4 protein-coding genes are annotated in these 6318 nt (G+C 40.8%); 1 reads left to right on the top strand and 3 read right to left on the bottom strand.

Annotation, left to right across the window (positions count from 1 at the left end; translation table 11 throughout):
• Positions 1 to 310: 310 nt before the first annotated feature.
• The 3 genes from AB6D07_RS22380 to AB6D07_RS22370 form a co-directional block, all read right to left on the bottom strand.
• Positions 311 to 2149 (bottom strand): EAL domain-containing protein, encoded by a 1839-nt coding sequence (locus AB6D07_RS22380; protein WP_017099454.1) that lies wholly within the window; start codon positions 2147 to 2149, stop codon positions 311 to 313.
• A gap of 250 nt (positions 2150 to 2399) precedes the next feature.
• Positions 2400 to 4013 carry a methyl-accepting chemotaxis protein gene (locus AB6D07_RS22375; protein WP_017103920.1) on the bottom strand — a complete coding sequence of 538 codons (1614 nt, stop codon included), beginning with the start codon at positions 4011 to 4013 and terminating at the stop codon, positions 2400 to 2402.
• 224 nt (positions 4014 to 4237) lie between these two features.
• Entirely contained in the window at positions 4238 to 5146 is a 909-nt protein-coding gene (locus AB6D07_RS22370) for an IS5 family transposase (protein ID WP_065679953.1), read from the bottom strand.
• A 373-nt stretch (positions 5147 to 5519) separates the two neighbouring features.
• Here AB6D07_RS22370 and AB6D07_RS22365 point away from each other — a divergent pair, with 373 nt between their 5' ends.
• Positions 5520 to 6218: a hypothetical protein gene (locus tag AB6D07_RS22365; RefSeq protein WP_017100276.1), complete on the top strand. Its 699-nt coding sequence runs from the start codon at positions 5520 to 5522 to the stop codon at positions 6216 to 6218.
• Positions 6219 to 6318: the final 100 nt, after the last annotated feature.

Here is a 6318-nt window from a genome sequence, read left to right as displayed (position 1 = left end):
AGCGTTAAACAAGCTTACTGGGTTAGGTATGCCTGAAACTTGTCGTATTGACTAAGAAATACGCGAAACGGGTTGGCTCTATCTCTAAATTTAATTACGCAACAAAGCCGGTCGATAATTAAAAATGGACTGCTTGACAATCCTGAAAGCTTATCTGTTTGGGAACAGCTTCACTCGAAATCAGCCTAATTTCATATAAAAATCAGTACGCTTGTGCTTCTTCATAACTTTGCGACAAACCTTCATGAACGACAGATAACACTCTCAAATAGAAAGTATTTAAAAATGGAGAAGAATGCTCAGTCATTGTTCATTCCTTAAGCAAAGTTTTAAAAGTAAATTTTCGGATTAATTCTTCTGCGGTGAGTGGTCTTGAGTAGTAGTAGCCCTGTACCATGTCGCACCCGACCTCTTCAAGATAACGCCTTTGCTCCTCAGTTTCGACGCCCTCAGCCACAACGGATAACCCCAGATTCTGAGCTAAGTCCACCACAGATTTCACTATCATTTTGTCGTGTATGCTGGTCGCCAAACTCTCAATGAACGATTTATCAATTTTCAAAACCTTTGCGTTAATTCTTTTGAGGTACGATAAAGACGAAAAGCCAGTACCAAAATCGTCGATAGCGATACTGAATCCTACATGTTCTAACTTTTGCAACACGCGCATTGTTTTTTCTGGGTTACTCATCAATACCGACTCTGTCACTTCTAATTCAAATATGGAAGGAGAGAGTCCCTCTTCTGAAATCATACTTATAATGCTCTCAAAGAACTCAGGTTGCTCTAATTGTTGAACGGAGATATTCACAGCCATTCTACCTGGCAACACTCTACCCTCTGATTGCCACTGACGAAATTGCTTACTAGCGGCTTTGATGACCCACTTACCGAGAGGACACATTATCCTATACTTCTCGGCAAGAGGAATAAACTCCCCAGGGTTAATGATACCAAGCTCAGGCTCGTCCCAGCGAAGCAGAACTTCAACCCCTGCAACTTCCGTACTGGCTGTATAAAATTTTGGCTGATAGACTAGATGAAACTGATCTTTATCGTGTATAGCCTGATTTAACCTGCGCGATAACTCCAATTCACGATGATAGTGTGTGCCAATCTGTTCCGTGTAGAAGACAAAGCCCCGATCAGTCGACTTAGCTTCGTACATAGCTAAGTCTGCATGTGAGAGCACATCATGCAATGTTTCACCGTCCAAAGGCCATGTGGCTGCTCCGATACTAACACCCAGAAAAGCTTTTTGTCCTATATTTATCGGGATAGGTCGACTCAGTGCCGCTACCAATTGGGCAGCTAAATGCGCAGTGCTTTCTTGTGTCGCTTTTCGATGAATCACAACAAACTCATCCCCTCCAACTCTAGCTGCTAAATCACCAGACGGAAGTGCGTTTTCAATCCGTCTAGCTACCTCTTTTAGCGCCATATCACCAGCAAGGTGGCCTCTGCTATCATTAAGCTCTTTAAATCGGTTTAAGTCGGCAAACAATATCGTAAAGCAGTTATCTTTAGCTAGTTGAAAGTCCATTATCCTCTTGGCTTCTTCGATAAAGTAGGCCCGATTAGGCAGTTCCGTTAGACTATCAAAATGAGTCAATTTCCGTACGCTGTCTTCCATAGCCCTTTGAACTGTAATGTCTTTTTTTTCTGCAAGATAACAAATAACTTCTCCTATATCGCACATTATCGGAGAAATAACAGCTTCTTCAATATACTCGGGGCCATCTTTATATTTATTGAAAAATACACCCTTCCAAGAACTTCCCGACTGTAATGTGCGATACATATCGCGGTAGCTGTCGACTGGGGTATTGTTTGATTTCAATATTCTTGGGTTCTTGCCAAGAACTTCACATAGGGCATAGCCACTCAGTTCTTCAAATTTTTTATTGGCGTAGATAATGTCCCTGTCAACGTTTGTAATAACAACGGCGTTTGCACTTTGGTTTACGATAGAGAAAAAAAATGACAGTTTTTCTTGTTGAGTCATCACCGAGACACAGTTATTTGGAGTTAGTAGTGACTTGGTACAGTCTTTCTTGAATACATCTAAAAGACTGTAATCTACTGATAGTTTTATGTTTTTATTGATTTTAATCTTTACATCTCCAATATAGTAGAGTGAATAACACACTTTTTTGCTCTTTGAGGTCAGTCAAAAACACTTAATCAACCTAGACCTTTGACTCAGCAACAACAGACTTAAGTCTTTAGCACAGCTTGGTTATTAGTCTAAGTATTTAAGTAAACTTAGTTAATCGATCGTAGGTTGATGACTTTGTCTTTTGGTTTTGAAAAAAAACCTTCTGTTAGTAATATTAACGAGCAAATAGATTGGTCTATATCCGGGGGAGAGGTGTCGATATAGACCAAGGTGCGTCGGATTATTCCAGCTTAAAGTATGTCAATAGTTGTTTAAGCTCTTCGGCAGCACTTGCCATCTCTTGAGTTTGAGATGCCATATGTACACTAGCTTGATTAATTTCTCTTGCTGATAAATTAATCACACTAACATTTTCACTCATTTCATTTGAAACGATGCCTTGCTGTTCAGCGGAAGCGGCAATTTGAGCGACCATATCATTAGCTTCGTTGAGGCTTCCTACCATAGATACTAGTGTGTCTTTTGTATGTTGAGCTGTTTCTACACAGGTGCTAATACTTGCATTATTACTTTCCATGACAGTAAGCACTTCAGAAGTACTAGAGAGTAACTCGTTAATCGTTGATTGAACTTGACTGGTAGAATCTTGAGTTCGGCTTGCAAGATTGCGAACCTCATCGGCAACCACAGCAAAACCACGACCTTGTTCTCCTGCTCGCGCCGCTTCAATCGCGGCATTCAGTGCAAGTAAATTTGTTTGTTCAGACACTTCTTGGATAACTTGCACAACTTGGCCTATATTATCTACACCGCGTTTCAAGGTCGCCATTAACTGTGTTGTTTCATCGATAGAGAGGGAGATTGCCGAAACATCTTCAAGTGTTGTGACCATACTTTGGCTGCTGGCTTGTGCTTGATGCGAGGATTCACTGGTTTTTTCTGAGCTATATTCGGCGTTGATAGCTACATTCTTAATAGTTGCTGACATTTCACTCATTGCCGTTGACATCTGCTCAAGTTGTGAGTTCTGAGATGCTAAACTTTGAGCGGTTTCTTCACTTGAAGAGGCTATGCTTTCCGATAAAAGACTTGCCTTATCGGCTGTACTTTGCGCAGCAATTAAGGTACCTCTAATGGTAGTCTGCATTTGACAAAGGCCTCGGTTTAGCTCTCCAATCTCATCTTCTCGGTTCTGTTGGAAGTTTGTTGTTAAATTGCCACTCGCGATGATCTTGAGGTTTTCAACTAATTGTTCGATTGGTTTTACAATACTATCGCTGATAAAGAAGCTAATAGAAAACAAGATCCCCATAATAATTACTAATAAAACGCTTTGCTGTATGATATTTTTGTGAAAATCTTCTTGGATGTCAGAAATGAATAATCCCGATCCTACAATCCAATCCCATTCTGGAATGTAATACACATATGAAACCTTATCTTTATCTTTTCCTTGCTGATCTCGCCATGTGTAACTCAAAAAACCTGAAGAATTGTTTTTGGCAATACGAGACATTTCGCGCCAATGATAATTACCTTTACTATCTCGAACGTTAGTCATATCTTGGCCAATAGAAGTCAGCCTTTTCGGGTGGATAATTAGTTTGTTTTTTGTATTGGTTACCCAAAAATAGTGGTCATCATCGTATCTGAGGTCTGATAATATTTTTTTTGTTGCTGTTTGAGCGTCTTCTATATTTAGAGACTCATTGGTTCTGAAGTGTTGGACTAAGGATACCGCAGTCTCTACTTGCGCTTGCAGTTTATCATGCCTTTCTTCAAGTCTCTGCTCTTGTTGAATGTAGAGTTCGAATCCTCCCAACAATAACATAAGCATAGCCGCTAGACCGATTGTCATTTGAATTTTGTTTTTTATAGATACATTATTTAACATGTTTAATTATCAAGTATTATTAATAATATCAATAATACTTAATGCCCACTTATAAATAAAGGTTAATTTTGTTAAGTGCGCCGAAGTATTGTCATCTGAGGTGGCTTTGTTGCGTAATTAAATTTGGAGATAGAGGCACCCCGTTTCGCATGCTTTTTAGTCAATACGACGGCGTTGTTGATCAAATCGGTTTAAAGACCAACGACGCCATATTTGACTCACCGTTAGCTTCGAACAGGCATACCTAGTCCTATGACTTTGTTTATAGCTTTGACATTCGCCATGATTTCTCCCACTTGAGCGTTATAACATCTCAAGCTCAATTTACCGCTGGTTAGTCCTTTATATCGAGACATTGCGGTCTCAGATATTGAGCGATAGTGATAACCCGACTCAGATTTCCACTCCGCTATTGTTCCGTTTTTCAAAGCCTTTACTGCTTCATTTCTGGGATGCCCTTCTTCCCAAAGCGCCGCATTCTTTCGAGGCGGTATCAACGGAGTACTGCCCTTATTTTGCAGGGTCTCATAGCAACTTTTTGTGTCATACGCTCCATCAGCAGATACGGTATCTACCTTTCTACGTAAAGGGTTGAGTAATGTTGGCAGCACTTCGCTATCGCCAACACTTACAAGACTGACTTCTGCACTAATGGCCTCATGAGTTTCTACATCAACGGCTAAGTGCAGTTTGCGCCAAGTTCTGCGTTTTTCGGCGCCGTGCTTTTTCACCTTCCACTCACCTTCGCCAAAGACTTTGAGACCAGTCGAGTCAATAGCGATATGGCGAATAGCTCCTCTGGATTTGTTATGATATTTGACCTGAACTGTCTTCGAGCGTTTGCTGATACACGTGTAGTCAGGGGGCGTCAGTGGAACCTCCAGTAGCTCAAAGATAGAGTCGATAAAACCTTGAAGAGCCCGCAATGGTAGAGAGAATATCCCCTTAATCATCAATGCAGTTTCAATCGCTGTATCAGAGTACTGGAAGCCTCTACCACGCTTACCATGATGGGCTTTGCATCGCCATGCATCTACGGCTGAATCATCTATCCAGAACGTAACCGAGCCCCGTTTGCACAGAGCCTTATTGTACTCCGCCCAGTTAGTTATCTTCTTTTTTGCCTTACCCATGTCACCACCGCTCTAACCATCATAAAAGATCAGATCGCAAGACTCGAAAAAGGTTCAACTGATTTAGGCAACAACGCCTTCCAAGAGTGGAAAATTAAAAGCTTTAGTTCTTAAGAGCACACCGTTAAGTATCAACTAACTGATTCATACCTTTATATCACCTAGTCCGTAGTTAACGTAATGACAAAGTCGCTTAACGTAACGTCCAGTATTGATGGTGCAGATCATGTTCGAATATCAAAGGCTCACACACAATGCAGGACTAGGGAAAATATGAGGGGATCCATCAGCGTCGCCGGTTCTCTCGCAACTTTGCGGGATTTATTATTTTTAGATATGATAAGATCTTTATACATAATAAAGAGTAATCACAATGAAAAACAAAGGCTTCATTTTAGGTGTTTTCGCTTCAGTAGTACTTGTAGGTTGTGGCGGTGGTTCGTCAGCGGCACCGAGTGCAACAGTAAAAACGTTTAGTGGTAATGGCCTATACGTTAACCCGACTGACTTGACCGTCATGCTTGTTGACTCAAAGCGATCTAAGAACAACCTAATTGTGGGTGACTTCGCGAACAACAGCGTTTACTTTGTTGATAGTGCGACCACGACAGAAACATCGATGACAACTAGAGGTCTATCTTTTACTAGCAACAATGTTTTTGTGAAAGAAAGAATTCAGTTAATGCATGCTAAATTTACAAACAATATTGCAACTCTAACAGCCGTTGTTAGCGGGTCAAACCTTGTTTACTCAATGAATAAAACAACTGACTCATTAGCTCTTGCCCAAATCACCGGTACTCATACCAATACAACAGATGGTAGTACGTGGACGATTAACGCAGATGGTTCATATGTCGTTAATGGCGTTTGTACAATTACAGGTAAATTGGTTCGTAATGGATCTTACTTTAATGCAGATAACGCAAGTGCCGTTTCTTGCTCGCAATCAGCGCTAAATGGCAGTTACAACGGGGTTTTCTTGACGGTTAAGCACAACGGTAAAGATTACATTGCAGGGGTGTTAGGTAATGACACGGGTATTTTGTATGGAAATGCTCCAACGAACTAAATTGGTCATTAACTAGGGCGTGTTGATCTTTGCTGTACATTTCGCGTGGCTTTGTTGCGTAATTCAATGGAACTAAATCAAGAACCTACGATCTGATCAG

It is taken from the genome of Vibrio sp. 10N.239.312.C11, from assembly GCF_041466065.1.
Lineage (GTDB): Bacteria > Pseudomonadota > Gammaproteobacteria > Enterobacterales > Vibrionaceae > Vibrio > Vibrio tasmaniensis_A.
Note: the sequence above shows the minus strand (reverse complement) of the source record. Positions and strands in the feature narration are given on the sequence as shown.

Coding starts and splice junctions, on each gene's coding strand:
- AB6D07_RS22365 (WP_017100276.1), top strand. CDS start 5,520: ATGAAAAACAAAGGCTTCATTTTAGGTGTTTTCGCTTCAGTAGTACTT.
- AB6D07_RS22375 (WP_017103920.1), bottom strand. CDS start 4,013: ATGTTAAATAATGTATCTATAAAAAACAAAATTCAAATGACAATCGGT.
- AB6D07_RS22370 (WP_065679953.1), bottom strand. CDS start 5,146: ATGGGTAAGGCAAAAAAGAAGATAACTAACTGGGCGGAGTACAATAAG.